At 66.8% G+C, this 25,642-nt stretch carries 24 protein-coding genes; 2 read left to right on the top strand and 22 right to left on the bottom strand.

Annotation, left to right across the window (positions count from 1 at the left end):
* Positions 1–403: 403 nt before the first annotated feature.
* Entirely contained in the window at positions 404–3,844 is a 3,441-nt protein-coding gene (dnaE, locus tag AC1DQJ_RS06805; RefSeq protein ID WP_477601540.1) for a DNA polymerase III subunit alpha, read from the bottom strand.
* Between the two features lie 16 nt (positions 3,845–3,860).
* Positions 3,861–3,950, bottom strand: coding sequence for a cell division inhibitor SidA (sidA, locus tag AC1DQJ_RS06800; protein ID WP_183770094.1), 90 nt, complete (start codon positions 3,948–3,950; stop codon positions 3,861–3,863).
* Between the two features lie 98 nt (positions 3,951–4,048).
* Between sidA and AC1DQJ_RS06795 the strand changes: the two genes are divergently transcribed.
* Positions 4,049–4,480, top strand: coding sequence for a VOC family protein (locus AC1DQJ_RS06795; RefSeq protein WP_477601537.1), 432 nt, complete (start codon positions 4,049–4,051; stop codon positions 4,478–4,480).
* A 162-nt stretch (positions 4,481–4,642) separates the two neighbouring features.
* Here the strand turns inward: AC1DQJ_RS06795 and AC1DQJ_RS06790 are convergent, their stop codons facing one another.
* Entirely contained in the window at positions 4,643–5,479 is an 837-nt protein-coding gene (locus AC1DQJ_RS06790; RefSeq protein ID WP_477601535.1) for a helix-turn-helix transcriptional regulator, read from the bottom strand.
* A 100-nt stretch (positions 5,480–5,579) separates the two neighbouring features.
* On the opposite strand from AC1DQJ_RS06790, the gene AC1DQJ_RS06785 reads away from it, so the two are divergent.
* Complete coding sequence (locus tag AC1DQJ_RS06785; protein WP_477601533.1) at positions 5,580–6,482, top strand: SDR family oxidoreductase; 903 nt, start codon at positions 5,580–5,582, stop codon at positions 6,480–6,482.
* Positions 6,483–6,484: 2 nt separating this feature from the next.
* Here the strand turns inward: AC1DQJ_RS06785 and AC1DQJ_RS06780 are convergent, their stop codons facing one another.
* The 19 genes from AC1DQJ_RS06780 to nuoE all read right to left on the bottom strand — a co-directional run bounded on the left by AC1DQJ_RS06780 (position 6,485) and on the right by nuoE (position 25,638).
* Positions 6,485–7,252, bottom strand: a complete 768-nt coding sequence (locus AC1DQJ_RS06780) for a GNAT family N-acetyltransferase (RefSeq protein WP_477601531.1) — start codon at positions 7,250–7,252, stop codon at positions 6,485–6,487.
* 33 nt (positions 7,253–7,285) lie between these two features.
* Positions 7,286–7,972 carry an ABC transporter ATP-binding protein gene (locus AC1DQJ_RS06775; RefSeq protein WP_477601529.1) on the bottom strand — a complete coding sequence of 229 codons (687 nt, stop codon included), beginning with the start codon at positions 7,970–7,972 and terminating at the stop codon, positions 7,286–7,288.
* Positions 7,965–9,269 carry a lipoprotein-releasing ABC transporter permease subunit gene (locus AC1DQJ_RS06770; protein ID WP_477601527.1) on the bottom strand — a complete coding sequence of 435 codons (1,305 nt, stop codon included), beginning with the start codon at positions 9,267–9,269 and terminating at the stop codon, positions 7,965–7,967. The genes AC1DQJ_RS06775 and AC1DQJ_RS06770 overlap by 8 nt, the downstream gene beginning before the upstream one ends.
* A 332-nt stretch (positions 9,270–9,601) precedes the next feature.
* Positions 9,602–9,865 carry a DUF1467 family protein gene (locus AC1DQJ_RS06765; protein WP_477601525.1) on the bottom strand — a complete coding sequence of 88 codons (264 nt, stop codon included), beginning with the start codon at positions 9,863–9,865 and terminating at the stop codon, positions 9,602–9,604.
* On the bottom strand, positions 9,862–10,287 hold the full coding sequence (gene mce, locus AC1DQJ_RS06760) for a methylmalonyl-CoA epimerase (protein ID WP_477601523.1): 426 nt from the start codon (positions 10,285–10,287) through the stop codon (positions 9,862–9,864). The genes AC1DQJ_RS06765 and mce overlap by 4 nt, the downstream gene beginning before the upstream one ends.
* A 205-nt stretch (positions 10,288–10,492) precedes the next feature.
* Complete coding sequence (locus AC1DQJ_RS06755; RefSeq protein WP_477601521.1) at positions 10,493–12,172, bottom strand: ribonuclease J; 1,680 nt, start codon at positions 12,170–12,172, stop codon at positions 10,493–10,495.
* Complete coding sequence (locus AC1DQJ_RS06750; RefSeq protein WP_477601520.1) at positions 12,172–12,948, bottom strand: type III pantothenate kinase; 777 nt, start codon at positions 12,946–12,948, stop codon at positions 12,172–12,174. Before AC1DQJ_RS06750 ends, AC1DQJ_RS06755 begins: the two co-directional genes overlap by 1 nt.
* 5 nt (positions 12,949–12,953) lie before the next feature.
* On the bottom strand, positions 12,954–13,694 hold the full coding sequence (locus AC1DQJ_RS06745; protein WP_477601518.1) for a biotin--[acetyl-CoA-carboxylase] ligase: 741 nt from the start codon (positions 13,692–13,694) through the stop codon (positions 12,954–12,956).
* Positions 13,695–15,137, bottom strand: a complete 1,443-nt coding sequence (gene nuoN, locus AC1DQJ_RS06740; RefSeq protein WP_477601516.1) for an NADH-quinone oxidoreductase subunit NuoN — start codon at positions 15,135–15,137, stop codon at positions 13,695–13,697.
* A 14-nt stretch (positions 15,138–15,151) separates the two neighbouring features.
* Positions 15,152–16,639 (bottom strand): NADH-quinone oxidoreductase subunit M, encoded by a 1,488-nt coding sequence (locus AC1DQJ_RS06735; RefSeq protein WP_477601514.1) that lies wholly within the window; start codon positions 16,637–16,639, stop codon positions 15,152–15,154.
* Between the two features lie 16 nt (positions 16,640–16,655).
* Positions 16,656–18,725, bottom strand: coding sequence for an NADH-quinone oxidoreductase subunit L (gene nuoL, locus AC1DQJ_RS06730; protein ID WP_477601512.1), 2,070 nt, complete (start codon positions 18,723–18,725; stop codon positions 16,656–16,658).
* An 11-nt stretch (positions 18,726–18,736) separates the two neighbouring features.
* Positions 18,737–19,042, bottom strand: coding sequence for an NADH-quinone oxidoreductase subunit NuoK (gene nuoK / locus AC1DQJ_RS06725; RefSeq protein ID WP_477601667.1), 306 nt, complete (start codon positions 19,040–19,042; stop codon positions 18,737–18,739).
* Positions 19,042–19,647 (bottom strand): NADH-quinone oxidoreductase subunit J, encoded by a 606-nt coding sequence (locus tag AC1DQJ_RS06720; RefSeq protein WP_477601510.1) that lies wholly within the window; start codon positions 19,645–19,647, stop codon positions 19,042–19,044. Before AC1DQJ_RS06720 ends, nuoK begins: the two co-directional genes overlap by 1 nt.
* A 97-nt stretch (positions 19,648–19,744) precedes the next feature.
* Positions 19,745–20,236, bottom strand: a complete 492-nt coding sequence (nuoI, locus tag AC1DQJ_RS06715; protein ID WP_477601508.1) for an NADH-quinone oxidoreductase subunit NuoI — start codon at positions 20,234–20,236, stop codon at positions 19,745–19,747.
* 7 nt (positions 20,237–20,243) lie between these two features.
* Complete coding sequence (locus AC1DQJ_RS06710; protein ID WP_477601506.1) at positions 20,244–20,438, bottom strand: hypothetical protein; 195 nt, start codon at positions 20,436–20,438, stop codon at positions 20,244–20,246.
* An 8-nt stretch (positions 20,439–20,446) separates the two neighbouring features.
* Positions 20,447–21,529, bottom strand: coding sequence for an NADH-quinone oxidoreductase subunit NuoH (gene nuoH, locus AC1DQJ_RS06705; RefSeq protein ID WP_477601505.1), 1,083 nt, complete (start codon positions 21,527–21,529; stop codon positions 20,447–20,449).
* A 4-nt stretch (positions 21,530–21,533) separates the two neighbouring features.
* Positions 21,534–23,576: an NADH-quinone oxidoreductase subunit NuoG gene (gene nuoG, locus AC1DQJ_RS06700; RefSeq protein ID WP_477601503.1), complete on the bottom strand. Its 2,043-nt coding sequence runs from the start codon at positions 23,574–23,576 to the stop codon at positions 21,534–21,536.
* Between the two features lie 6 nt (positions 23,577–23,582).
* Complete coding sequence (gene nuoF, locus AC1DQJ_RS06695) at positions 23,583–24,899, bottom strand: NADH-quinone oxidoreductase subunit NuoF (RefSeq protein ID WP_477601501.1); 1,317 nt, start codon at positions 24,897–24,899, stop codon at positions 23,583–23,585.
* A gap of 55 nt (positions 24,900–24,954) precedes the next feature.
* Complete coding sequence (nuoE, locus tag AC1DQJ_RS06690; RefSeq protein ID WP_477601499.1) at positions 24,955–25,638, bottom strand: NADH-quinone oxidoreductase subunit NuoE; 684 nt, start codon at positions 25,636–25,638, stop codon at positions 24,955–24,957.
* Between the last annotated feature and the right edge of the window lie 4 nt (positions 25,639–25,642).

Genomic DNA, 25,642 nt, shown 5'->3' with positions numbered 1-25,642 from the left:
AATCTGGGGGCGATCATGAAATCTATCGTAGCAGTCGCGCTGGGACTGTCATTGCTTGCAGGCCAGGCAGGCGCCCAGCCCATGAAGCCGAAACCGGGGCCGTTCGCGCAGTGGTCAGGAAGATCACTGCCCACCTCCACGCCGGCTCCCTACAAGCCGCCGTCATTCTATGCCCCGCCGACAACGTCCAGGCACACGCAATCCAATCCTGCCCCGAAGTTCCCATCGGCGCCTGAGGCGCCGACCATGGCGCAACCCGACATGTTCAAGCCCTACAAACCCAAGTCGGTCTATTCCGAGCGCGGCGGCCTGGATTCCTATCCCAAGCCCGCCAAGCCCAAGGGCTACGTCGACCTGCGCTGAGCCGGCCTGCCGCTCGCGCGGATGACTAGGTTCAGCCTGGCTAGATGTCCTCGACGAAGACCACGCCGGGGGAGGTCTTCAGCGCGCCGCGCACCGAGGCGTCGAGGGTGAAGCGGCCCGGCAGCTTCAACTCCACCTCGCGGCCACGCTCGATGCCGGCGATCAGCACGATCTCGCCCCCGCGCGGATTGGAGACGTTCTCCAGCCGCTTCTTCAGGGCCTCGATCTCGGCGCTGCGCGGAGCCAGGTGCACACGCAGGCCGGCCACCGCGTTTTCCACAGCCTTATCCACAGGCTCGGCGTCGTCGCCGAAGAACCGCACCTCACCGTCGCGGGCCTTGGCCCGGACCTTGAGCGCCACGGCCTTGCCGGGCTCGAGCAGGTCGCGGCACTTGCGCAGCGCTTCCGGCGGGAACAGCACCTCGTACTCGCCGGTCGGGTCAGAAAGGGTCACGAAGGCGAACTTCTCGCCGCTCGACTGCGAGGCCCGCTCCTGTTTGCGGCGCACGACCCCTGCCATGCGGAAGGCTTCGGCCCCGGCTTCGGCCTTGGGGATCACGTCGGCCAGCAGATCGGTGCGCCGCCGGCGCAGCGCCGTGACCATGTCGTCCAGCGGGTGGCCCGACAGATAGAAGCCGACCGCGGCCAGTTCCTCGTCCAGGCGCTGCACCGGCGTCCACGGCTCGGCCTTGGGCAGGCGCGGTCGCTGAGCTTCGACCTGATCGCCGCCGAACAGCGAGCCCTGCGAGGAGGCGCGATCGGCCGCGATGGTCTGGCCATAGCCGACCAGCACGTCGGCGGCCGCCGCCAGTTGGGCGCGGTCTGGATGGATGGTGTCGAAGGCGCCGGCCCGGGCCAGGGTCTCGAAGGCCCGCTTGTTGACCTGCTTGGGGTCCACCCGCTCGACGAAATCGAAAATGTCGCGGAACGGCCCGCCCTCGGCCCTCACCGTCACCACGTGCTGCATGGCCTGCAGGCCGACGTTGCGGATGCCGCCGAGCGCATAGAGCACCTCGCCGTTCTCGACCTCGAAGTCGGCGGCGCTGCGGTTCACGTCCGGGCTGCGGACCTTGACGTTGAAGCGCTTGGCGTCCTGGTAGAACACCGCCAGCTTGTCGGTGTTGGAGATATCGAGGCTCATCGAAGCCGCGAAGAACTCCACCGGCGCGTTCGCCTTCAGCCAGGCCGTTTGGTAGGAGACATAGGCGTAGGCGGCCGCGTGGCTCTTGTTGAAGCCATAGCCGGCGAACTTGTCGACCAGGTCGAAGATCGAGCCCGCCTGTTCGGCCGGCACGCCCTTGGCCTCCGCACCGGTGACAAACCGGGCCCGCTGGAGGTCCATCTCCTCCTTCTTCTTCTTGCCCATCGCCCGGCGCAGCAGGTCGGCTTCGCCGAGGCTGTAGCCGGCCAGGATCTGGGCGATCTGCATCACCTGTTCCTGGTAGACGATGATGCCGTAGGTCTCCTTCAGCACCGGCTCCAGGGTCGGGTGCAGATAGTCGATCTCGCGGCGGCCGAACTTGCAGTCGATGAAGGCCGGGATGTTGTCCATCGGGCCAGGGCGGTAGAGCGAGACAACGGCAGTGACGTCCTCGATCGAGCCGGGCCGCAACTGGCGCAGGGTGTCGCGCATCCCCTGCCCTTCCAGCTGGAACACCCCGACGGTGCCGCCGCTGGACATCACCTCGTAAGCAGCCTCGTCATCGAGCGCCACGGTGGCGAAATCGACAACCTCCCCGCGCTTGGCCAGGAACTTCAGCGCCCGATCGATAACGGTCAGGGTCTTCAAGCCGAGGAAGTCGAACTTCACCAGGCCCGCGCTCTCGACCCACTTCATGTTGAACTGGGTGGCGGGCAGCTCGGACCGCGGATCGCGGTAGAGCGGGGTCAGCTCGGTCAGCGGCCGGTCGCCGATCACCACGCCGGCGGCGTGAGTCGAGGCGTTGCGGTAGAGCCCCTCGAGTTGGAGCGCGGTGTCCAGCAACTGCTTGACCGCCTCGTCATCGTCGCGGGCCTGACGCAGGCGCGGCTCGATCTCGATGGCCTTGGCCAAAGTCACCGGGTTGGCGGGGTTGGCCGGCACCATCTTGGCCAGGCGGTCGACCAGGCCCAGCGGCAATTGCAGCACCCGGCCGACGTCGCGCAGCACGGCCCGCGCCTGCAGGGTGCCGAAGGTGATGATCTGCGCCACCCGGTCACGCCCATAGTGCTGCTGGACGTAGCTGATGACCTCTTCGCGGCGCTCCTGGCAGAAGTCGATATCGAAGTCGGGCATCGAGACCCGCTCCGGATTGAGGAAGCGCTCGAACAGCAGGCCGTAGCGCAGCGGGTCGAGGTCGGTGATGGTCAGGGCGTAGGCGACCAGCGAACCGGCGCCTGAACCCCGGCCCGGCCCGACCGGAATGTCGTGCGCCTTGGCCCACTTGATGAAGTCGGCGACGATCAGGAAGTAGCCGGGGAAGCCCATCTGAGCGATGACCCCGATCTCGCGCTCCAGCCGGGCCTCATACTCCTCGACCGGCAAGGCCGAGGCCTGGCCGAGCGCGATGCGCGACTTCAGCCCTTCGCGGGCTTGGTAGGCCAGTTCGTCGGCCTCCGAGCGGCCGCCGTCGGTGTCGAACCGCGGCAGGATCGGGTCGCGCTTCTTGACCATGAAGGCGCAGCGGCGGGCGATATCGAGGGTGTTGTCGCAGGCTTCCGGCAGGTCGGCGAACAGCGCGCGCATGTCGGCGGCCGGCTTGAACCAATGCTCGGCAGTCACCCGCCGGCGCTCATCCTGCATGATGAAGGCGCCGTCGGCGATGCAGAGCAGCGCCTCGTGCGCCTCGTACATCGACTGCTTGGCGAAATAGACGTCGTTGGTGGCGACCAGCGGGATGTCGTGGTCATAGGCATAGGCGACCAGTTCGCCCTCCGCCGCCGCCTGGGCCGGCAGGCCGTGCCGTTGCAGCTCGATATAGAAGCGGTCGCCGAATACCCGCGCCATTTCCGCCAGCGCAGCCTGGCCCTCGGCCACCTTGCCCTGCGCCAGCAACGGATCGACCGGCCCGTCGACGCCGCCCGAGAGCAGGATCAGCCCCTCGGAGTGCTCGATCACCTTGCTCCAGGGCGCAGAAACGTCCTCCGAGCCGTCGGATTCCAGATAGCACAGTGACGAGAGCACGCTGAGGTTCAGGTAGCCCTGCTCGCTCTGGGCCAGCAGCACGATGGTCGGGATCTTGGCCCAGCGTTCGCTCTGGCCGCCACCGATACCGGTGACCGGCAGGGCGCAGCCGACGATCGGCTGGACGCCCGCATCCTTGCTGGTGACCGAGAATTCCAGGGCGCCGTAGAGATTGGCCCGATCCGTCAGGGCCACCGCCGGCATGTCCGCGGCCTTGGCCAGGCCGCTGACCTGCTCGGCCTTGATCGCCCCTTCGAGGAGCGAATAGGCGGAGCGAACCCGCAGGTGGACGAAACCCTCGTTCCCCGCTTCGCTCACTCCGACACCTCCTACATCAGGCGGCGTACTGGGCCACCGCGCACATCATCCAGACAAAGCCTGCAACCGATACAAAGGCCAGCGATTCCCGAGCCAAGCGAACCATCTGCGACGTCCTCACTGTGGATGTTCTAGTTGTGTTCTTATTTCTCGTTTTGTTCTCATCGTCAAGAGGCTAAGCTTTGCGCACGCAAGGAGGCCAATTTGGACCAGAGATTGTCGCTCATCACCCTTGGGGTCGACGACCTCGCACGCTCCCGGGTGTTCTTCGAGCAGGGCCTGGGCTGGACGCCAGGCTTCGCCAATGAGGAGGTCTGCTTCTACCAGTTACCGGGCCTGGGCCTGGCGCTGTTTGGGCGTGGCGACCTGGAGAAGGACGCCAAGCGGCCGATCGACGGCAGGTTCTCCGGCATCACGGTGGCGATCAACGAGCCGTCGCGCGAGGTGGTCGACTCCACATTCGCACAAGCCCTCGCCGCCGGCGCGACCACGTCGAAGCCGCCGGAAGATGCCGTCTGGGGCGGATATTCGGGCTACTTCGTGGACCTCGACGGCCACGGATGGGAGGTGGCCTACAATCCAGGCTGCACCATCCACCCGGACGGCTCGACGACGTTTACGCCGGCGGATGGGTGACGATCCCCAGGATCGTTGTCAGCCCCCGCTGAGGCGCCAAGCAAGGCGCCTTGCTGACGTAGGCGCAGCTCTTATTTCGACTTCGCGGAGGTTTGGAACACGAAGGCCCAAAGTCAGCGCAACGCCAGGAGCGGGCATTCCCATCCGGATGTAGGCGGACCATCAGCTTGGTGCGGTCGCCATGCCCAGCAGCGCGGCGATCTTCTCGGCGTCCGATCGGCTTGTGGGATTGTAGACCAGCAGGCTGAGGTCCGAGCGGCCATCCACGGAGAAGGTGGAGTACTCGACGGCGATGCGGCCCAGGACGGGGTGGCGGATCTGCTTGACCGCCTCGCCGTGGCTGAGGACCTCGTTCTCTGCCCACATCGCCCTGAACTCGGGGCTCAGCCGGGAGAGTTCGTCGACGAGCGGCTCCACCTCGGCCGCCGCGCCGGCCCGCGCGGCGTCCACCCGGAACGCGCTCACGACGAACCGGGCCACGCTCTCCCAGTGGTCGTGGGCCTGGCGAACCTGCGGATCGAGAAAGATACGGCGCAACAGGTTGCGCTCCTGCGGCGCCACCGCCCCATAGTCGCTCAGAAGGAGCGTCGCCGCCCGGTTCCACGCGACCACGTCCCAAGTGGCGGTGCGAATGAGCGCGGGACAGGGCTCCAGGGCTTCGAGGACGCGATGCAGCCGCGGGGTGACGCCCTCATCCTTCCGGTAGCGCGCCTCGGGCGGGCGGCCGAGGCCCAGCAGGAAGAGGTGCTCGCGCTCCAGTTCGGTCAGCATCAGGGCCCGGGCCAGCCGGTCCAACACGTCAGCGGAGGGCGGGCCGCCACGTCCCTGCTCCAGCCAGGTGTACCAGGTGGGGCTGATGCTGGCCCGCTGAGCGACCTCCTCGCGCCGCAGGCCCGGCGTGCGCCGGCGGCCCGTCGCAAACCCGAACGCCGCCGGATCCAGCTTGGCGCGTCGATCCTTCAGATAACTCCCAAGCCGTCTGTCCGTCGCGGTCTGCATGCTTATCTGGGTGATCATTATACCATGATAATGTTATATCTTTACCAGGATATCTCCAGGGCGCACGCTTGTCTCCATTGACGTGAGGAGATCCTGTCCAATGCGTGTCTTCATCACCGGCGCGACTGGATTCATCGGCTCAGCCCTGGTCTCCGACCTGATCGCGGCGGGCCACCAGGTGCTCGGTCTGACCCGCTCCGAAGCCGGCCGGCAGGCGCTGGCCGCCGCTGGAGCTGAACCGCACATGGGCGCGCTCGATGACCTTGAGAGCCTGAGGCGCGGGGCCGCCCAGGCGAACGCGGTGGTCCACCTGGCCTTCAACCACGACTTCTCGACCTACCTGGCGAACTGCGAGGATGATCGCCGCGTCATCGCCGCGCTGGGCTCCGCCCTGGCCGGATCCGACCGGCCGATCCTTGTCACCTCCGGGACGGGCATGGCCGCGCCGGGCCGCCCGGGGACCGAGGACGATCCGCCGCCCAGGTCCACCGACATCCCGCGCGCCGCGTCCGAGGAAGCTGCGGCCGCTCTCGCCGCCCATGGCGTCAACGCCGGCGTCGTGCGCCTACCGCAGGTGCATGACATGCGCCATCACGGCCTGCTCACCCATGCCGTCGAGGTGGCGCGTCAAAAGCGCGTGTCGGCCTATGTCGGCGACGGCGACGCCCGCTGGGCGGCCGCCCACGTGCTCGATACGGCGCGGCTATACCGGCTGGCCCTTGAGCGGGCGCAGCCCGGCGCGACCTGGCACGCGGTGGCGGACGAAGGGGTCTCCATGCTCGACATCGCCGAAGCGATCGGCCGCCGACTGAACCTGCCCGTGGCCTCGATCCCGCAGGAGCAGGCGGGCGAGCACTTCGGCTGGCTCGGGATGTTCATCGGCCGCGACGGCCAGGCCTCCAGCGCGCTGACGCAACAGCGGCTGGGTTGGCGCCCGACAGGGCCCGGCCTGATCTCCGATCTGGAAAGTCCGGAGATCGCCCGAGCACCCGAAGCCATCTAATCCTACGCTGAGGCGGGTTGTTCCAAGATCCAGACGGGGAGATCGGCGACCAGCTCGAAGCCAAGGCTTGTGTAGAGCGGCCGGCCTGCATCGGTCGCGCCCAGGTGGAAGCGCTCCATGCCGCGGCGCCGGTAGTCATAGATCACCTGACTCAGCAGGGCGCGGCCCATGCCCTTGCGTTGGTGCTCAGGCGGCGTGGCCATAAGCGAGATTCCCCCCGTGTTACCCGTTGGGGTGACGGAGACGGTGCACATGGGCCCTTCGTCGCCCCAGGCGATATAGGTCTCCACGCCCGAGGTCTCGGTCATGCTGACTTCGATACACCTGGCGATGACATCCCGTGGCTCGTCAAAGGCGGCGGCGATCAGATCGCCGGCGACGCCGACAAGCTCTGGGCCGAGTGCGCGGACGACGTGCGTGGGGCAGCTCGGTTGAACGGGAACGTTCGGGCGAAGCACCATGAGCGGCGCAGCGCCGACAGCGGTGAGGCCTAGCCTCGTCGCGACCGGCGCAAGGCTCTGCGCCACATGGGGGCTCATGATGGCCGTGAGCGGCCGACCTCGTTCTCTCGCCCGCGCCACCGATCGAATGAGAAAGCCCTCGGCGTCAGGATCGGCGCCCAAGGTCAGTCTATTGTGGTCGGCCAGGAGCTCGTCCGTCAGACCGAGAATACAGTTCCGGGTCATGTGAAGTTCGATCCCAGGCGCTGCGTTCATCTGCGAGGCGAGCGCACGCACGCAGAGCTGGATCAGCTCTTCGGTCTCATCCATGGATCGCGCCCCTCCCCGGCTCGTCCAGAGTTCCTAGAGGACGTGCGCTTCCAGGTGGCCGTCCTTCAGCGCCAGGACGCGGTCCATGTGCTTGGCGAGCTCTAGGTTATGGGTGGCGACCAGGGCCGCGACGCCTTCGCTGCGCGCCAGGGCGTAGAGGCTGTCGAACACCGAGGCGGAGGTGTGCGGGTCGAGGTTGCCGGTCGGCTCGTCGGCCAGCAACAGCCGAGGCGAGTTGGCCAGCGCCCGGGCGATCGCCACTCGCTGCTGCTCACCGCCTGACATCTGGGCGGGCTGATGGTCGACGCGTTCGGCCAGGCCGAGGTTGGAGAGCAGCTCGGCGGCGCGGTCCCGAGCGGCCTTGCGCGAGCGGCCGGCGATCATCTGCGGCAGGGCCACGTTGTCGAGAGCTGTGAACTCGGCGAGCAGATGGTGCGCCTGATAGACGAAGCCGACGGTGGCCAGGCGCACGCGGGTGCGCTGGCGATCGCTGAGGTCGGAGCAGTCGCGGCCCTCGACGGTGATCTGGCCGGCGTCCGGGTGTTCGAGCAGGCCGGCTGCATGCAGCAGCGAGGACTTGCCCGAGCCGGACGGCCCGATCAGGCCGACGATCTCGCCGGGCCGCACGTCGAGATCGACGCCGTTGAGCACCACCAGGGTCTTGTCGCCGCTCTTGTAGGTCCGCCGCAGGCCGCGGATGGAGAGCACCGGCTCACTCATAGCGAAGCGCCTCCACAGGATCGAGGCGCGAGGCACGCCAGGCCGGCGGCAGGGTCGCCAGGAACGACACGGCCAGCGCCCAGCCGGTGATCACGGCGACTTCCTGCCAGTCGATCTTCGCGGGGATACGGTTGAGGAAATAGATGTCGGAGTTGAAGACCTGGGCGCCCGTGGCCCACTCCACGAAGGTCTGGATCTCGCCGATGAAGACGCAGAACAGTGAGCCGACCAGCAGGCCGGCCAGCGTGCCGAGCACGCCGACAGCCGCGCCGGACATGAAGAAGATGCGCAGGATCGAGCCCTGCCCCGCCCCCATGGTGCGCAGGATGGCGATGTCGCGGCCCTTGTTCTTCACCAGCATCACCAGGCCCGAGATGATGTTCATCGCGGCGATGGCGACGACCAGCATCAGAATCAGGCGCATGACGTTGCGCTCGACCTTCAGGGCGCCCCAGTAGGCGGAGTTCTTCTCGGTCCAGTCGGTGACCAGGGCCGAGGGTCCGGCAGCGCGGGCGACATCGCCCTTCATGGCCACGGCCCGGTCCGGATCGGCGAGCTTCATCTCCAGATAGTCGACGCCGCTGTCGCGGCCGAAGAACAGCTGGGCCTGCTCCAGCGGCATGTAGATGAAGGCCTGGTCGTATTCGCTCATGCCGACCGTGAAGGTGCCGGCGATGGTGTAGGTCTTGCGCAGCGGCGTGGCCCCGAACGCCGTGGCCCCGCCGACCGGCGAGATCAGGCTGAGTTCGTCGCCCGCCTGGACGCCGAGGCCCTCGGCCAGGCGGTCGCCGACAAGGATCATGTCGCCGCCGTATTCGCCCTCGCCGAAGCCGGCGATGCTGCCGCGGGTGATGTTGCCCGAAACGATCTTGGTGGCCTTCAGATCGGCCCGGGTGACGCCGCGCACGATGGCGCCGCTGATCTGGCCGGCGCCGAGCGCCATGGCCTGGGCCTCGATGACCGGTGTCACCTGGACCACGCCGGGGATATCCGACAGCCGTTTGACGATCGCGCCTCGGTCGGGGTCGGTCAGCACGCCGCCAGTGACATAGAGGTGACCGCTGAAGCCGAGGATCCGCGACAGCAGCTCGGCCCGAAAGCCGTTCATCACGCTCATGACGATGATCAGCACTGCCACGGCCAGCATGATCCCCACGAAGGAGATGATGGAAATCAGCGCCACGCCGCCCTGGCTGCGCTTGGCCCGAAGGTAACGGGCGGCCACCGACCGCTCCCATTGCCCGAACGGAGGCGCGCGGCCGTTCAGCGCGCCGTTGCTGCCGTTCTGCGCGCTCAAACCTTGGGCGCTCCAGTCGCGAGCGAAAGTCTCGGAAGATGCATGCCTGGGGATGTGTCCCGATGATCTACTGGCCGTGATAGCCGGGTTCGCGAGCTTTGCAATGCAAGCTGAGCGAAAAGAAGGCCGCCCACGGGAGGGCGGGCGGCCTTCAAGTCGTCGGGGAAAACGCCACGGACGAACCGGATGGCCGTCTGTGTCTGCCTCAGAGGTAACTCGGGTTACGCCCCATGGCTCGGCTGAGTTTCCCCTGGCGTGGAGGATTGGCGATTTCGCCTAAAACTTGTGCGCAGTGGAGCCTCGCGCGGGCAATCCGGCGACGCCAGCCGCCCTCAGCTCCAGTTGTCGGGCACCGGCGGCAGGGTCACCAGCTTGAAATGCAGCACCAGGAACAGGATCACCCACAGCACCGTGGTGATGATCGTCGTGGTGAGGAACTTCTTCTTCAGCTTGGGATCGACCGGCGCGCCGGGGTCGCCGCCGTCGCCCTTGTCGATGCCGGCTTCGGCATGGCTGGTCACGCCGATCGGCAGGACGGAGAACAGCACCGTCCACCAGATGGTCAGATAGATCGCAATGCCGGTGAACACGCTCATGCGTGAGCTTCCTTCGGAGTTTCCATCAGTTCGACCAAGACCCCGCCCATGTTCTTCGGGTGGACGAAGATCACCGGCGTGCCGTGCGCGCCGATCCGCGGCTCGCCCGTGCCCAGCACCGTCGCGCCCTTGGCCCGCATGTCGTCGCGCGCGGCGATGATGTCGGACACCTCGAAACAGACGTGGTGTTGCCCCCCGGCCGGGTTCTTCGCAAGGAAGCCCCTGAGCGGCGAATCGTCGCCAAGAGGCTCGATCAACTCGATCTGGCTGTTGGGCAGGTCGACGAAACAGACGTAGACGCCCTGCTCCGGCAACGCCTTGGTCTCGGTGATGTTCGTCGCGCCTAGCACGTCGCGATAGAGTTTCACCGACTCGGCGATGGAGGGCGTGGCGACGCCCACGTGGTTCAGTCTTCCGATCATGGCGGCGGTATAGACCTCTCCGGGCGCGGGCGCGAGGGCGCCGGAGCGTCACCCTGCCGTGTCGTCCCGGTTTGCGAAGCAAGACCGGAACCCATTTGCGCCGCGCTGAAGAAGGACCGAGCTACAGCTTGATCCATCAGGTGTTCATTGGTCCCGGGCAGCCGCTATGCGGCTTCCGGGATGACACGCGATGGTGCGGCGAAATCTAGACCCGCAGGACCGTGGTCTCCACGACCGGACGCTTGCCCCAGATCCGCTGGCTGGCCTTCTTGACGGCGCGGGAGATGGCGGTCTCGACCTCGGCGTCGAACTCGCGTTGCTCGCCCGTCACGCGGGCCAGGGCCTGGCGGGCCTCGCCGGCCAGGTCGTCGAGCACCTCGTCCATCGGATAGTCTTCGTCGGCCGGCAGGCCGAGCGCGCGGACCTGCGGCTCGCCCAGCAACTTACCGCGGCCGTCGAGGACCACGCTGACGGCCAGCACGCCGTTGTAGGCCGCGTGGCGACGCTCACGCAGCGCGTCGCCGTTCTCGGGTGTCAGCACGCCGGCGTCGACATAGATACGGCCGGCGGGCACTTCATCTATGATCTCGGCCCGGCCCGGGGCCAGGCGGACCATGTCGCCGTTGCGCGGGGCGATCGACTGCGGGACCTGGAGGTCCTTGGCGAAGGCGGCGTGCTCGAGCAGGTGGCGGCGCTCGCCATGGGTCGGCACGGCGATTTGCGGCCGCGCCCAATGGTACATGCGGGCCAGTTCGTCGCGGCAGGGGTGGCCGGAGACGTGGATGCCGGGATGGTCGCGCTCGGTGTAGAGCCGCACGCCGCGGTCGGCGAGGCGGTTCTGCAGGTTGCGAATCGGGATCTCGTTGCCGGGAATGACCCGCGAGGAGAAGACGCAGGAATCGCCCGCGCCGAGCTTCACGTGCGGATGAGAACCGTCGGCGATGCGCGACAGCGCCGCGCGCGGTTCGCCCTGGCTGCCGGTGCAGAGGAACAGCACTTCGTTCTCGGGCAGCGAGGCGGCCTGCTGCTCGGAGATGAACTCGGCGACGCCCTCGAGCAGGCCGACCGACTTGGCGGCGGCCGACATGCGGTGCATCGAGCGGCCGACCAGGCAGACGCTGCGGCCGGCGGCCTCCGCGGCCCGGATCACGCTGTCCATGCGCGCCACGTTGGAGGCGAAGCAGGCGACGGCGACCTTGCCCTTCAGCCCGCCGATCAGGCCGGCCAGGGCGGTCTTCACGTCGGCCTCGGAGCCGGCCTCGCCGTCGACGAAGACGTTGGTCGAGTCGCAGACCATGGCCAGGACGCCCTCGTCGCCCAGCTTCTGGATTGCGGCCTCGTCGGTGGTCGCGCCCAGTACTGGGTCAGGGTCGATCTTCCAGTCGCCGGTGTGCAGGATCACGCCCAGCGGCGTGCGGATCGCCAGGCCGTTCGGCTCGGGAATCGAATGGGTGAGCGTCACCAGCTCGACCTCGAACGGGCCCAGCTGCACCTTCCCGCTCAGCGGCACCTCGGTGATCTCGGCGTCGGCGCAGTCCTCGTTCTCGCGCAGCTTCTCGCGCAGGAGGAAGGCGGTGAACGGCGTCGCATAGAGCGGGGCGCGCAGCTTGGGCCACAGCCAGGCGACGGCGCCGATGTGATCCTCGTGCGCGTGGGTCAGGACGATGCCGATGATGTCCTTGGCGTAGTCGAGGATGAACTGCGGATCGGGCAGGATGATCTCCACGCCCGGCGTGGTCTGGTCGCCGAAGGTGACGCCCAGGTCGACCACGATCCACTTGCGCGCATGCGCCGGGCCGTAGCCGTAGAGATTGAAGTTCATGCCGATCTCGTTCGAGCCGCCGAGCGGCAGGAAGACGAGCTCGTCTTGGTCTTTTGCTTTCATTACGTCCTTGCCGCCGTGTTCCGGCGGTGAATCTCAAGTAGGCCGCGGATCGTCAGATCCGGGTCGAAGTGGTCGATGGCCAGGGTGGCCCCATGGAACAGCGAGGCGACACCGCCCGTGGCGATGACCGTCATCGGCGCGCCGCGTTCGGCCTTGATGCGGGCGATCAAGCCCTCGATCAGGGCCACATAGCCCCAGAAGACGCCCGACTGCATGGCCCCGACCGTATCGGTCCCGACCACCTTCTGGGGTTTCTGGATCGCGACGCGCGGCAGCTTCGCCGCCGCGCTGTGCAACGCTTCCATAGATAGGTTGATGCCGGGCGCGATCACACCCCCCTCGAACCCGCCGTCGCCGGCGATGACGTCGAAGGTGGTGGCGGTCCCGCTGTCGATGACGATCAGGTCGCCCGGATAGACGATGTGCGCGCCCAGGGCGTTGACCAGGCGGTCAGCGCCGGCTTCCGAGGGCTTGTCGATCCGCACCTCGATGCCGAGGTCGGCGTTCTCGCCGATCACCAGCGGCTCGACGTGCAGGTAGCGGCGGGCGAGGTTGCGCAGGTTGAAGATCGACTGCGGCACCACGCTGGAGATGATGCAGGCGTCCAGCACGCCGAACTGCAGCCCGGCCATGTGCAGCAACTGCGAGAGCCAGACCGCGTACTCGTCCGCCGTGCGGCTGGAGTCGGTGGCCGCGCGCCACTGGGCGATCCAGCGATCGCCGTCATGAACGGCGAACAGGGTGTTGGTGTTGCCTTGCTCGATGGCCAACAGCATTGGGTTCAAGCCTCCCCGAAGAAGACGTCGCCTGCGGTGATCCGCAGCACGGTTCCATCATTCAGCCGCAGGCGCAGCGCGCCGTCGGCGTCCAGCCCCTCGGCCACGCCCTTGTGCGTCTGGTTGGGCAGCCGCGCCTCGCAAGTCTGGCCCAACCCATGCGCATGGAGCGTCCAGGCCTGCGCGATGGGCGCGAAGCCCTCGCGGTCCCAAAGCGCGCGCCAATGCTCGAAACGCGTGGCGAGGATTTCCAGAGCATCCAGCGGCGCCGGCGGCGGGCTGGCCATGTGCTCGGCAAATGCGGTAGCGGGCCGCTCGACGTTCTGGGGGGCTTCGGCGAGGTTGACGCCGATGCCGACCGCCAGCCAGAGCGCGCCGTCAGGCCGGGCTCCGGACTCGATGAGGATGCCGACCGCCTTGCGGCCGAAGACCATCACGTCGTTGGGCCATTTCAGCTTGGCCGCGCCGGGACCAAGGCAGGTCTGCGCCAGCTCGGCGGCGGCGAGCGCGGCCACGAAGGAGAGCTGCGCGGCCTCGGCGGCCGGTTTATCCGTGGTCAGCAGCAGGGTCGCCGCCAGATTTCCGGTCGAGGTGGTCCAGGCCCGGCCCCGCCGGCCGTGGCCGGCGGTCTGCCGCAGGGCGGTGATCCAGAGCGGACCGCCCTCCCCCGCCTCGGCGCGGCGGCGCGCCTCGGCGTTGGTGGAGTCCAGTTCTTCGTGGGCTTCGATCGGCGGGTGGCCGCTCACCTAGGAGGCGAGCCCGAACGCCACCGCCGCAGCCTTGGCCAGCGGATCGAGGAAGATCAGCGCGCCGAGCACCAGCGGGAACGAGAAGAACGCCGCGCCGATGGCCACCACGCGCGCCTCGGTCGGCGATGCGTCGACGGCGCTGGGGGCGGTGTCGAACCACATCACCTTGATCAGGCGCAGGTAGTAGAAGGCGGCCACGACGCTGCCGACCAGGCCAAGCACCGCCGCGATCTGGATCATCGGATCTCCGACATTGATGGCGGCCTTGAACACATAGAACTTCGCCCAGAAGCCCGAGAATGGCGGCAGGCCCAGCGCCGACAGCGAGAACGCGGTCATGGCCAGGGCGATGCCGGGGCGTTCCTTGAAGAGCCCCGCCATATCGTCAATGGTCTCCATCGGGCGGCCTTCACGCGACAGCGCCGTCAGGCAGGCGAAGAAGCCGGTCACGTCGACCATGTAGAGGATCATGAACACCAGCATGGCCTGCATGCCTTCGGTGTTTCCGGCCGCCAGGCCGAGCACCGCGTAGCCGACGTTGGCGATCGACGAGTAGGCCCAAAGGCGCTTCAGGTTCTTCTGCGCCAGGCCCGCGAAGGCGCCGACGAAGATCGACAGCAGGGCGATGACCACCAGCACCTGGCGCCATTGGTCCGCCGCGCCCTCGAAGCCTTCCGAGAGCACGCGGGCGAACAGCACCATGGCGGCCAGCTTCGGCGCGCCGGCGAAGTAGGCCACGACCGGGGTCGGGGCGCCTTCATAGACGTCGGGGGTCCACATGTGGAACGGCGCGGCCGAAACCTTGAAGGCCAGGCCGCAGATCAGGAAGACCAGGCCGAACAGCACGCCGGTTCCGGCCCCGCCCTCGACCGCCACTGCGATGTCGTCGAATTTGGTCGAACCCGCGAAGCCGTAGATCAGCGAGGCGCCGTAGAGCAGCAGGCCCGAGGACAGGGCGCCGAGCACGAAGTACTTCAGGCCCGCTTCGGACGCCTTGGCGTCGTCGCGATGCATGGCCGCCAGCACGTAGAGCGCCAGCGAGTGCAGTTCCACGCCCATATAGAGCGAGATCAGGTCGCCGGCCGAGGCCATCATGCCCATGCCGAGCGCGGCGAGCAGGATCAGGATCGGGAACTCGAAGTTGCGGATCGCCTTCCGCTCGAACCACTTCTGGCCGAGCAGGACGGCGATGGCGCTGGCGACGTAGATCGCCACCTTGGCGAAGGCCGAGGCGTTGTCGGAGATCATGCCGCCGGCGAAGCCGCGGCCGATCGGGCCGACCGCAGCGGCCCAGGCCGCCAGGATCAGGGCGCCGATCGAGGCGAGCATCAACGCCGTGGTGGCGCGCGGCGCGAAGGCCCCGACCACCAGAAGGCCGAGGGCGGCGATCGCCAGGATCAGTTCCGGCGCCGCGAGGGCGAGGTCTTGAGAGAAGGTCATGGGTCTCTAGGTCCTCACCCGCCGATGGCCGCGCGGTAGACCGCCGCGAGGTTGTCGACTGAAGCTTGGGTCAGATCGAAGACGGCGGCCGGATAGACGCCGAGGTACAGGGTCATGGCGATCAGCGGGGCGAAGATCGCCACCTCTCGCCAGTCGAGGTCGGTGATGTCGGCAAGGGCCGGGTTGGTGATCTCGCCGAAGATGACCCGACGATAGAGGGTCAGGGCGTAGACCGCCGAGAAGATGACGCCCGTGGCCGCCACAACCGCCGTCCAGGTGGAGACCTGATAGGCGCCGGTCATGGTGGTGATTTCGCCGACGAAGCCCGAGGTGCCCGGCAGACCGACATTGCCCATGGTGAAGAGCATGAAGGTCGCGGCGTACCAGGGCATGCGGTTCACCAGACCGCCGTAGAAGGCGATCTCTCGGGTGTGCATGCGGTCGTAGACGACGCCGACGCACAGGAAGAGCGCGCCGGAGATCACCCCGTGGCTGAGCATCTGGAAGATCGCGCCCTGCACCCCGACGGCGTTGCCGGCGAAGATCCCCATGGTCACGAAGCCCATGTGGGCGACTGAGGAGTAGGCGATCAGCTTCTTGATGTCGGTCTGACGGAAGGCGACCAGCGAGGTGTAGACGACGGCGATCACGCTGAGCGCGAAGACCAGCGGCGTGAACAGGTCCGAGGCGATCGGGAACATCGGCAGGCTGAAGCGCAGGAAGCCGTAGCCGCCCATCTTCAGCAGGATCCCCGCCAGGATGACCGAACCGGCGGTCKGCGCCTCGACGTGGGCGTCGGGAAGCCAGGTGTGCACCGGCCACATCGGCATCTTCACCGCGAACGAGGCGAAGAAGGCCAGCCAGAGCCAGGTCTGCAGGTGCTCGTCGAACTTGTAGTTCATCAGCTCGGGGATCGAGGAGGTCCCCGAGACGCCGATCATCACCAGGATGGCGGCCAGCATCAGCACCGAGCCAAGCAGGGTGTAGAGGAAGAATTTGTAGGCCGCGTAGACCCGGTTCTTTCCGCCCCAGATGCCGATGATCAGGAACATCGGCACCAGGCCGAACTCGAAGAACAGGTAGAACAGCACCAGGTCCAGGGCGCAGAACACGCCGATGACCAGGGTCTCTAGGACCAGGAACGCCACCATGTAGGCCGGGACCCGCTTGTCGATCGAGTTCCAGGACGCGGCGATGCAGATCGGCATCAGGAACGCGGTCAGCAGCACGAACAGGATCGAGATGCCATCCACGCCCATTCGGTAGTGGATGCCCGCGAACCAGGCGTGGTCTTCCACGAACTGGAAGCCCGGGTTGGCCGGGTCGAACTGGCCGACCAGCAGCAGGGACAGCCCGAAAGTCGCCAGCGTGGTCACGAAGGTGATCCACTTCACGGCGCGGATGGTCTGCGCGTCCTCGTGCGAACGGAAGGTCCGCAGGAACAGGATGGCCGCCACGCCGATCAACGGCGTGAAGGTCGTCAGGGAGAGAATACCGGTCATGGGATCGCCCTCCCCCTTAAGCCTGCCAAGCCCACAGCGCGTAGGACAGCAGTCCCGCCACGCCGAGGAGCATTACGAACGCATAGTGATAGACGTAGCCAGTCTGGAGACGGCCGGCCCGACGCCCGACGGCGTAGGACAGCGCCGAAACCCCGTCGGGGCCCAGGCCATCGATGATCTTCTGGTCGCCGCCCTTCCAGAACAGGTCGCCCAGGAACTTGGTCGCCCGCACGAAGGTCGCCTCATAGATCTCGTCGAAGAACCACTTGTTGTAGAGGAAGGTCCACAGCGGGCCCTTCCGCGCGGCGAGCGTCGCACCGAGGCCCTCGCGCATGATGTAGACGTAGAAGGCGCTGGCGAAGCCGATCGCCGAAACCACCAGCGGCGCCCACTTCACCCAGGTCGGCGAATGGTGCGCGTGCTCAAGCACGTGGTTGTCCGCGCCGTTGAAAATCGCGCCGCGCCAGAACTCCTTCCAGCCCTCGCCCACGAAGTGGTCGACGAAGACGAAGCCGGCGGCCAGGGCGCCGAACGCCAGCAGCAGGAGCGGAACCAGCATCACCCACGGGCTCTCGTGCGGTTTGTGCTCGTGACCGGGGTCATGATCGGGCAGCGGCTCGTCGTGGGTCTCGATCTGCGCCGAGGAGGCGTGATCGTCATGCGCATGTCCGTGCTCGTCGTCATGGCCATGGCCCCACTTGGCGGTGCCGTGGAAGGTCATGAACGCCAGGCGCCACGAGTAGAAGGCGGTCAGGCCGGCGGCAAAGATGCCGACGATGAAGGCGAAGTACGCCGTGCCACCGAACTCCTGGCCAGCCGCGAAGGCGCTCTCGATGATGGTGTCCTTCGAGTAGAAGCCCGCAAAGCCCAGGTGCAGGTTCGGCAGGCCGAAGCCGGTGATCGCCAGGGTGCCGATGGTCATCACCACATAGGTGACCGGCAGGTACTTCCAGAGCGCGCCCATGCGGCGCATGTCCTGCTCGTGGTGCATGCCGTGGATCACGGAGCCGGCGCCCAGGAACAGCAGCGCCTTGAAGAAGGCGTGCGTGAACAGGTGGAACATGGCGGCCTGGTAGGCCCCGACGCCGGCGGCGAAGAACATGTAGCCGAGCTGCGAGCAGGTCGAATAGGCGATGACGCGCTTGATGTCATTCTGCGCCAGGCCGACGGTCGCGGCGAACAGGGCCGTGACCGCGCCGATCAGGGTGACGATCTGCTTGGTGTAGGGCGCGTACTCGAACATCGGCGACAGCAGGCAGACCATGTAGACGCCGGCGGTGACCATGGTCGCCGCGTGGATCAGCGCCGACACAGGGGTCGGACCTTCCATCGCGTCCGGCAGCCAGGTGTGCAGGAAAAACTGAGCCGACTTGCCCATCGCGCCCACGAACAGCAGCGCGCAGGCCAGGTCGACGGCGTGCCAGTAGGAGCCGGCGAACCACCAGCCCTGGTCGGCCATGCCGGCGACCTTCGGGAAGATCTCGGCGAACTGGATCGAACCGAACATCCAGAAGACGGTCATGATGCCGAGCGCGAAGCCGAAGTCCCCGACCCGGTTGACCACGAAGGCCTTGATCGAGGCGGCGTTGGCGGTGGGCTTCTTGAACCAGAATCCGATCAGCAGGTAGCTGGCCAGGCCCACGCCTTCCCAGCCGAAGAACAGCTGCATGAAGTCGGCGGCGGTCACCAGGGCCAGCATGGCGAAGGTGAACAGCGACAGGTAGGCGAAGAAGCGCGGCTTGGAGTCGTCCTCGGCCATGTAGCCCCACGAATAGACGTGGACGAGCGAGGAGACGCTGGTGACGACCACCAGCATGACCGCCGAGAGGCCGTCGAGGCGGATCGACCAGTTCGACTGGAAGTCGCCGATGTTGATGAACGGCAGCAGCTGGATGGTGAACGGCTCGAGGCCGCCCCAAGTCCACTTGCTGAAGATGGTCCAGGACAGGACCGCCGACAGCAGCAGCAGGCCGGTCGTCACGCTTTGCGAGGCGACGTTGCCGATCCGGCGCCCGAACAGGCCGGCGATGATCGCGCCGATCATCGGCGCGAAGACCACGGTTGTGATGAGAGACTGCGGTGTCATGTTTAGGTCCGTCAGCCCTTCATCATCGAGACGTCGTCCACGGCGATGTCGCCGCGGTTACGGAAGAAGGTGACAAGGATGGCGAGGCCGACGGCCGCCTCGGCGGCGGCGACGGTCAGTACGAACATGGCGAAGATCTGTCCGGCGACGTTGTGCAGATAGACCGAGAACGCCACCAGATTAATGTTCACGGCGAGCAGGATCAGCTCGATCGACATCAGGATGACGATGATGTTCTTGCGGTTCACGAAGATCCCGAACACCCCAATGGTGAACAAGATCGCGGCCACCGCGAGATAGTGGGTGAGCCCGATCATCATTGCTCGATCCCCTGTCCCGGCTTGATCTGAACGACGCGCATGCCGGTCTTCGGCGTACGGGCCACCTGGTCGACGATGACCTGGCGGCGGACGCCCGGCTTGTGGCGCAAGGTCAGGACGATGGCGCCGATCATGGCCACCAGCAGCACCAGCCCAGCGGCTTGGAAGAAGTAGACGTAGTCGGTGTAGAGCACCCGGCCGATGCTCTCGATGTTCGAGACGTCGGAGTGCACCATCGGCTCGCTCTTGCTCGCCCCCTGTGTGGCCACAGCGGTCGAGACGGTGATCATCTCGACCACGAGGATCAGCGCGACCAGGCCGCCGAGCGGCATGTAGCGCGCAAAGCCCTGGCGCAGCGCCGCGAAGTCGACGTCGAGCATCATGACGACGAACAGGAACAGCACCGCCACCGCGCCGACGTAGACGACGACGAGCAGCATCGCGAGGAACTCCGCGCCCAAGGTCACGAAGAGGCCCGCGGCCGAGAAGAAGCTGAGGATCAGGAACAGCACCGAGTGCACGGGATTTCGGGATGAAACCACCCCGAACCCTGCGCCTACGGTCACCGCCGCCAGCAGGTAAAATGCGATCGCCAAGGCCATGACGGCTCTTCTCAGCCCCTTAGTTTACTTGGGTCCGTCACCGCCGGCCGAGGCCCGCAATGACGAAGGTGGTCGTCTCGGAATCGCGCCCGGGTTCTTACCGGTAGGGCGCGTCCAGTTCTAGATTCTTCGCGATCTGCCGCTCCCAACGATCGCCGTTCTCGAGCAGGCGTTCCTTGTCGTAGTAGAGCTCTTCACGCGTCTCGACGGCGAACTCGATGTTCGGCCCCTCGACGATGGCGTCCACCGGGCAGGCCTCCTGGCACAGGCCGCAGTAGATGCACTTGACCATGTCGATGTCGTACCGGGTCGTACGGCGGCTGCCGTCGTCACGCGGTTCGGCTTCGATGGTGATGGCCTGGGCCGGGCAGATCGCCTCGCACAGCTTGCAGGCGATGCAGCGCTCTTCCCCGTTGGGATAGCGCCGCAGGACGTGCTCGCCGCGGAACCGCGGCGATTGCGGGCCGCGCTCGTGCGGGTACTGCACGGTCGCCTTCGGTTTGACCATGTACTTCATCGCCAGGCCGAACGCCCCGACGAAGTCCATCAGCGCCGCGCCCCTGATCGCTTGTGAAATTCGCTGCATCATCTCGCGGTTACTTTCTCTTGCAGACGTAGTCGGACATGCGCTTGCCCGAGCTTTCGTCGCTGCGCACCAGTTCACCGCCCTTGGCGACGCAAGCCCCGCGCGCGTTCTTCAGCGCGTCGTAGCTGGCGACGCCGCCAAGCGGATCGGGACCGCCGGGCGAACTGGCGCAGGCGCTCAGGGTGATCAGGAGAATGCCGGCCATCAGCGTCCTCATGCGCCCCCCGGACCGAAGACCCGCCAGGCCGCGACGATCGCCACGGCGACGAGGGAGGTCGGCAGGAATACCTTCCAGCCCAGCCGCATCAGCTGGTCGTAGCGGTAGCGCGGGACGATGGCCTTCACCATGCCGAACAGGAAGAAGAAGAAGCAGATCTTCAGCACGAACCACATCAGGCCGTAGAAGCTCTGCGCCGTCGGCGCCCAGCTATGGACGAAGGGCAGATCGATGGGCGCCTGCCAGCCGCCGAAGAACATCAGCGAGATCAGGGCGCACATCAGCACGATGTTCACCAGCTCGCCGATCATGAACAGCAGGAACGGGCTGGAGGAGTATTCCACCTGATAGCCGGCCACGAGCTCGGACTCGGCTTCCGGCAGGTCAAAGGGCGGACGGTTGGTCTCGGCCAGGGCCGAGATGAAGAAAATCACCGCCATCGGGATCATCACCAGCGCCATGGGCAGGTTGTGCAGGCCGCCACCGAAGACGTTCCAGTTCCAGAACCCGCCGGCCTGCTTCTCGACGATGGTCTGCAGGTTCATGGTGCCGGCCAGCAGGATCACGGTGACGATGACGAAGCCGATCGAGACTTCGTACGAGACCATCTGCGCCGCCGAACGGAGCGAGCCGAGGAACGGGTACTTCGAGTTCGAAGCCCAGCCGCCCATGATGATGCCGTAGACGCCCAGCGAGCTGATCGCGAACAGGTACAGCACGCCGACATTGATGTTCGAGACGACCCAGCCCGGCGCGAACGGGATCACCGCCCAGCCGACCATGGCGAGCACGAAGGTCAGCACCGGGGCTAGCAGGAAGACGAATTTGTCGGCCCCGTCGGGGATGACGATTTCCTTCAGCACGAACTTGATCAGGTCGGCGAAGGACTGCAGCAGACCGAAAGGCCCGACCACGTTGGGGCCTTTGCGCATCTGCACGCCGGCCCAGATCTTGCGGTCGGCCAGCATGAAGAACGCCAGCGCGACCAGCAGCGGCAAGATCACCGCCAGAATCTGAGCGACGGTGATGAGGGTCCAGCCGCCTGGCGTGGCCCAGAAGGTGTTGGCGAGCGCGTCCATGCCCCTACTCCGCCGCGATCTTGGCGGCGCCGGAAGCGACGGCGGCGCACTCAGCCATCGTCACGCTGGCGCGCGCGATGGGATTGGTCAGGTGGAAGGCTTTCACGGCGCTCTCGAACGGCGCGTCGGAGACCTCGCCCTTGGCGCCCAGCGAACCGAAGTCCACCGCCGCGCCCGTCGAGCCGGGCGCGAAGTCCACCTGGCCGAAGCTTGGGTGGTCGGCGAACAGCTTGGCCCGCAGTTGGGCCAGGGTGTCGTAAGGCAGGGTCGCGCCGAGACGATCGGACAGGGCCCGGAACACAGACCAGTCCTCGCGGGCGTCGCCCTTCGGGAAGACCGCGCGGTAGCCGAGCTGAACCCGGCCCTCGGTGTTGACGTAGATGCCGTCTTTCTCGGTGTAAGCCGCGCCCGGCAGGACCACGTCGGCGACATGCGCGCCGGCGTCGCCGTGCGTGCCCAGATAGACCTTGAAGGCGTCGCTGGCCTTGGCGTCGATCTCGTCGGCGCCGAGCAGGAAGAGCACGTCGAGCGCGCCGGGCTGGACCATTTCCTTGGCGCTCTTGCCGCCTTCGCTGGGCACGAAGCCCAGGTCGAGGCCGCCGACCCGCGAAGCCGCGGTGTGCAGCACGTTCCAGGTCAGGCCGAAGCTCTTGGCCGCAGCGGCGGCGGCGGCGAGCACCGCCTGGCCGTCTTCACGGGCCAGGGCGCCGGCGCCGATGATGATCGCCGGCTTCTTGGCTTCCTTGAGCGCAGTGACGAAGTCGTTCTTGGCGCGGGCCAGGCCCGACAGGGTCGAGGCCCCCGCGCCGAGATAGTCATACTTGTAGGTCAGGTCGGCCTGCTCGCCGATCAAGCCGACGCGCAGGGCGCCAGCGGCCCAGCGCTTGCGCAGGCGGGCGTTGAACACCGGAGCTTCGATGCGCGGATTGGTCCCGACCAGCAGGACCACGTCGGCGTCTTCGATGCCGGCGAGGGTCGAGTTGAACAGCCAGCTCTCGCGCTGACCGCCGCCCAGGGCCATGCCGTCCTGGCGGCAATCGATGTTGGCCGAGCCGAGCGCCGAGAACAGGTCCTTGGCCGCCTTCATCGACTCCACGTCCTGGACGTCGCCGGCGATCACGCCGAGACGCTCAGGGCTGGCGGCCTTCACCTTGCTCGTGATCAGCTCGAAGGCCTCGCCCCAGGTGGCCGGCTGCAGCCGACCGCCCTTGCGGATGAACGGCCGATCGAGGCGCTGGCGGGAGAGACCATCAACCGCGTAGCGGGTCTTGTCGCTGATCCACTCCTCGTTGATCTCTTCGTTGAGGCGCGGCAGCACGCGCAGCACGGCCGGGCCGCGGCTGTCGACGCGGATCGCCGAGCCCAGCGCGTCCATCACGTCCACGCTCTCGGTCTTCTTCAGCTCCCAGGGACGGGCGTTGAAGGCGTAAGGCTTGGAGGTGAGCGCGCCGACCGGGCAGAGGTCGATCACGTTGGCGGACAGCTCGGACGCCACGGCTTTGTCGAGATAGGTCGTGATTTCAACGTCTTCGCCACGGGAGATGAGACCGATGTCCGGCACGCCGGCCACTTCGGTGATGAAGCGGACGCAGCGGGTGCACTGGATGCAGCGGGTCATGACCGTCTTGATCAACGGCCCCATGTACTTCTCTTCGACGGCTCGCTTGTTCTCTGCGTAGCGGCTGCCGTCGCGGCCATAGCCCATGGCCTGGTCCTGCAGGTCGCACTCGCCGCCCTGGTCGCAGATCGGGCAGTCCAGCGGGTGGTTGATGAGCAGGAACTCCATCACCCCTTCGCGGGCCTTCTTCACCATCGGCGTGTTGGTGAAGATCTCCTGGTTCTCTGCGGCCGGCAGGGCGCAGGAAGCCTGGGGCTTCGGCGGGCCGGGCTTCACCTCGACCAGGCACATGCGGCAGTTGCCGGCGATGCTCAGGCGTTCGTGATAACAGAAGCGCGGGATCTCTTCCCCGGCCAGCTCCGCGACCTGCAGAACCGTCATGCCGGGTTCGAACTCGACCTCGACGCCATTGACCTTAGCGATGGGCATTAGGGGTTACTCCGCCGCTTGCAGGGACGCGCCCTGCACATGCGGCCTTCCGGCCCGATATTGGGTGATCCGATCCTCCACCTCGTGGCGGAAGTGCCGGAAGAGGCCCTGGATCGGCCAGGCGGCCGCATCGCCGAGGCCGCAGATGGTGTGGCCTTCGACCTGGCTGGCCACGTCGAGCAGCATGTCGATTTCGCGCATCTCGGCTTCGCCGGTGACCATGCGCTCCATGACCCGCCACATCCAGCCGGTGCCTTCGCGGCACGGCGTGCACTGGCCGCAGCTCTCATGCTTGTAGAAGTACGACAGGCGGGCGATCGCCTTCACGATGTCGGTGGACTGGTCCATCACGATCACCGCCGCGGTGCCCAGGCCCGACTTCAGCGCCGAGAGGCTGTCGAAGTCCATCAGCGCAGTCTCGGCCTCGTGGGCCGGGATCATTCGCACCGACGAACCGCCCGGAATGACCGCCTTGAGGTTGCCCCAACCGCCGCGGATGCCGCCGCAGTGGTCTTCCAGCAGCTGCCGCAGCGGGATCGACATGGCCTCTTCGACCACGCACGGCTTGTTCACGTGGCCGGAGATGGCCATCAGCTTGGTGCCGGTGTTGTTCGGACGGCCAAAGCCCGCGAACCATTCGGCGCCGCGGCGCAGGATCGTGCCGACGACCGAGATCGACTCGACGTTGTTGATGGTGGTCGGACAGCCGTAGATGCCAGCACCGGCCGGGAACGGCGGCTTCAGGCGCGGCTGGCCCTTCTTGCCTTCCAGGCTTTCCATCAGCGCGGTTTCGTCGCCGCAGATATAGGCGCCGCCGCCGTGGGTGACGTGCAAGTCGAAGTCCCAACCGTGAACGTTGCCCTTGCCGATCAGCTTGGCCTCGTAGGCCTGGCGGATCGCCGCTTCCAGGCGCTCGCGCTCATGCACGTACTCGCCGCGGATGTAGATGTAGCAGGTGTGCGCGCGGATCGCGTAGCTGGCGATCAGGCAACCCTCGATCAGCAGGTGCGGATCATTGCGCATGATCTCGCGGTCCTTGCAGGTGCCCGGCTCGGATTCGTCAGCGTTGACCACCAGGTAGTGCGGACGCTCGCTCTCCTGCTTGGGCATGAAGGTCCACTTCAGGCCCGTGCCGAAGCCGGCGCCGCCCCGGCCGCGCAGGCCGGACGCCTTGATCTGGTCGCAAAGCCATTCCGGCGTCTGCTTCAGCATTTCACGGGTCCCGTTCCAGGCCCCACGCTTCTTCGCGCCCTCCAGGCCCCAGTCATGGAGGCCGTAGAGGTTCGTGAAGATGCGGTCCTTGTCTTCGAGAATACCGACCAAGGCCCCTACACTCCCTTGTCCGCGCCCAGCAGGCGCGCGATCGCATTCATTCCGCTCATTGGGCCGGCTCCTTGGCGCCCTTCGAAGGCTTGGGCGCGTTGGGGAGGGACTTGATCGGCTTGGCCCGGGTCCCGTCGTAGAGCGATGCATCGCTCAGGGTCAGCGGACCGCCTTCCGGCGCAGAGCCGCTGCGGCCGATCACCGAGCCCGGCGCGCGCGGCTTGCCGGCGGCGAACTCGTTCAGCACCTCGTCGAGGGTCTCGACCGTGAGGTCTTCGTAGTAATAGTCGTTGATGGCGGCCATCGGCGCGTTGGAGCAGGCGCCCAAGCACTCGACTTCTTGCCAGTAGAATTTGCCGTCGGCCGACAGGTGATCCTTCGGGCCGATCTTCTTCTTGCAGTGGGCCATCAGTTCATTGGCACCGCGCAGCGCGCAGGGCGTCGTGCCGCAGACCTGAACCAGGGCGTGGCTGCCGACCGGCTCCAGCATGAACATGGTGTAGAAGGTCGCGACCTCCAGCACCCGGATCTGGGCCATGCCGAGCAGCTCGGCGATCAGGCGGATGGCCGGCTCCGAGACCCAGCCCTCCTGCTTCTGCACGAGCCACAGGATCGGGATGACCGCCGATTGCTGGCGGCCGGCCGGGAACTTGGAAATCCACCAATCCGCCTTCTGCTTCGTCTCGGCTGAGAAGGCGAAGCTGGCGGGCTGGTTCGGAGAGAGGCGGCGAACGCTCAAGCGA

Source organism: Phenylobacterium sp. P4_E10, from assembly GCF_056401675.1.
This window is presented reverse-complemented; position numbering and strand designations above follow the sequence as displayed.

Coding starts and splice junctions, on each gene's coding strand:
- AC1DQJ_RS06765 (WP_477601525.1), bottom strand. CDS start 9,865: ATGAGCGTGTTCACCGGCATTGCGATCTATCTGACCATCTGGTGGACG.
- AC1DQJ_RS06710 (WP_477601506.1), bottom strand. CDS start 20,438: ATGGCCGGCATTCTCCTGATCACCCTGAGCGCCTGCGCCAGTTCGCCC.
- nuoL (WP_477601512.1), bottom strand. CDS start 18,725: ATGACACCGCAGTCTCTCATCACAACCGTGGTCTTCGCGCCGATGATC.
- AC1DQJ_RS06720 (WP_477601510.1), bottom strand. CDS start 19,647: ATGGCCTTGGCGATCGCATTTTACCTGCTGGCGGCGGTGACCGTAGGC.
- AC1DQJ_RS06780 (WP_477601531.1), bottom strand. CDS start 7,252: ATGGATGAGACCGAAGAGCTGATCCAGCTCTGCGTGCGTGCGCTCGCC.
- nuoN (WP_477601516.1), bottom strand. CDS start 15,137: ATGACCTTCTCTCAAGACCTCGCCCTCGCGGCGCCGGAACTGATCCTG.
- nuoG (WP_477601503.1), bottom strand. CDS start 23,576: ATGCCCATCGCTAAGGTCAATGGCGTCGAGGTCGAGTTCGAACCCGGC.
- nuoI (WP_477601508.1), bottom strand. CDS start 20,236: ATGATGCAGCGAATTTCACAAGCGATCAGGGGCGCGGCGCTGATGGAC.
- sidA (WP_183770094.1), bottom strand. CDS start 3,950: ATGGTTCGCTTGGCTCGGGAATCGCTGGCCTTTGTATCGGTTGCAGGC.
- AC1DQJ_RS06750 (WP_477601520.1), bottom strand. CDS start 12,948: ATGCTGTTGGCCATCGAGCAAGGCAACACCAACACCCTGTTCGCCGTT.
- AC1DQJ_RS06755 (WP_477601521.1), bottom strand. CDS start 12,172: ATGAAAGCAAAAGACCAAGACGAGCTCGTCTTCCTGCCGCTCGGCGGC.
- nuoK (WP_477601667.1), bottom strand. CDS start 19,042: ATGATCGGGCTCACCCACTATCTCGCGGTGGCCGCGATCTTGTTCACC.
- AC1DQJ_RS06790 (WP_477601535.1), bottom strand. CDS start 5,479: ATGCAGACCGCGACGGACAGACGGCTTGGGAGTTATCTGAAGGATCGA.
- mce (WP_477601523.1), bottom strand. CDS start 10,287: ATGATCGGAAGACTGAACCACGTGGGCGTCGCCACGCCCTCCATCGCC.
- AC1DQJ_RS06775 (WP_477601529.1), bottom strand. CDS start 7,972: ATGAGTGAGCCGGTGCTCTCCATCCGCGGCCTGCGGCGGACCTACAAG.
- nuoH (WP_477601505.1), bottom strand. CDS start 21,529: ATGGACGCGCTCGCCAACACCTTCTGGGCCACGCCAGGCGGCTGGACC.
- AC1DQJ_RS06785 (WP_477601533.1), top strand. CDS start 5,580: ATGCGTGTCTTCATCACCGGCGCGACTGGATTCATCGGCTCAGCCCTG.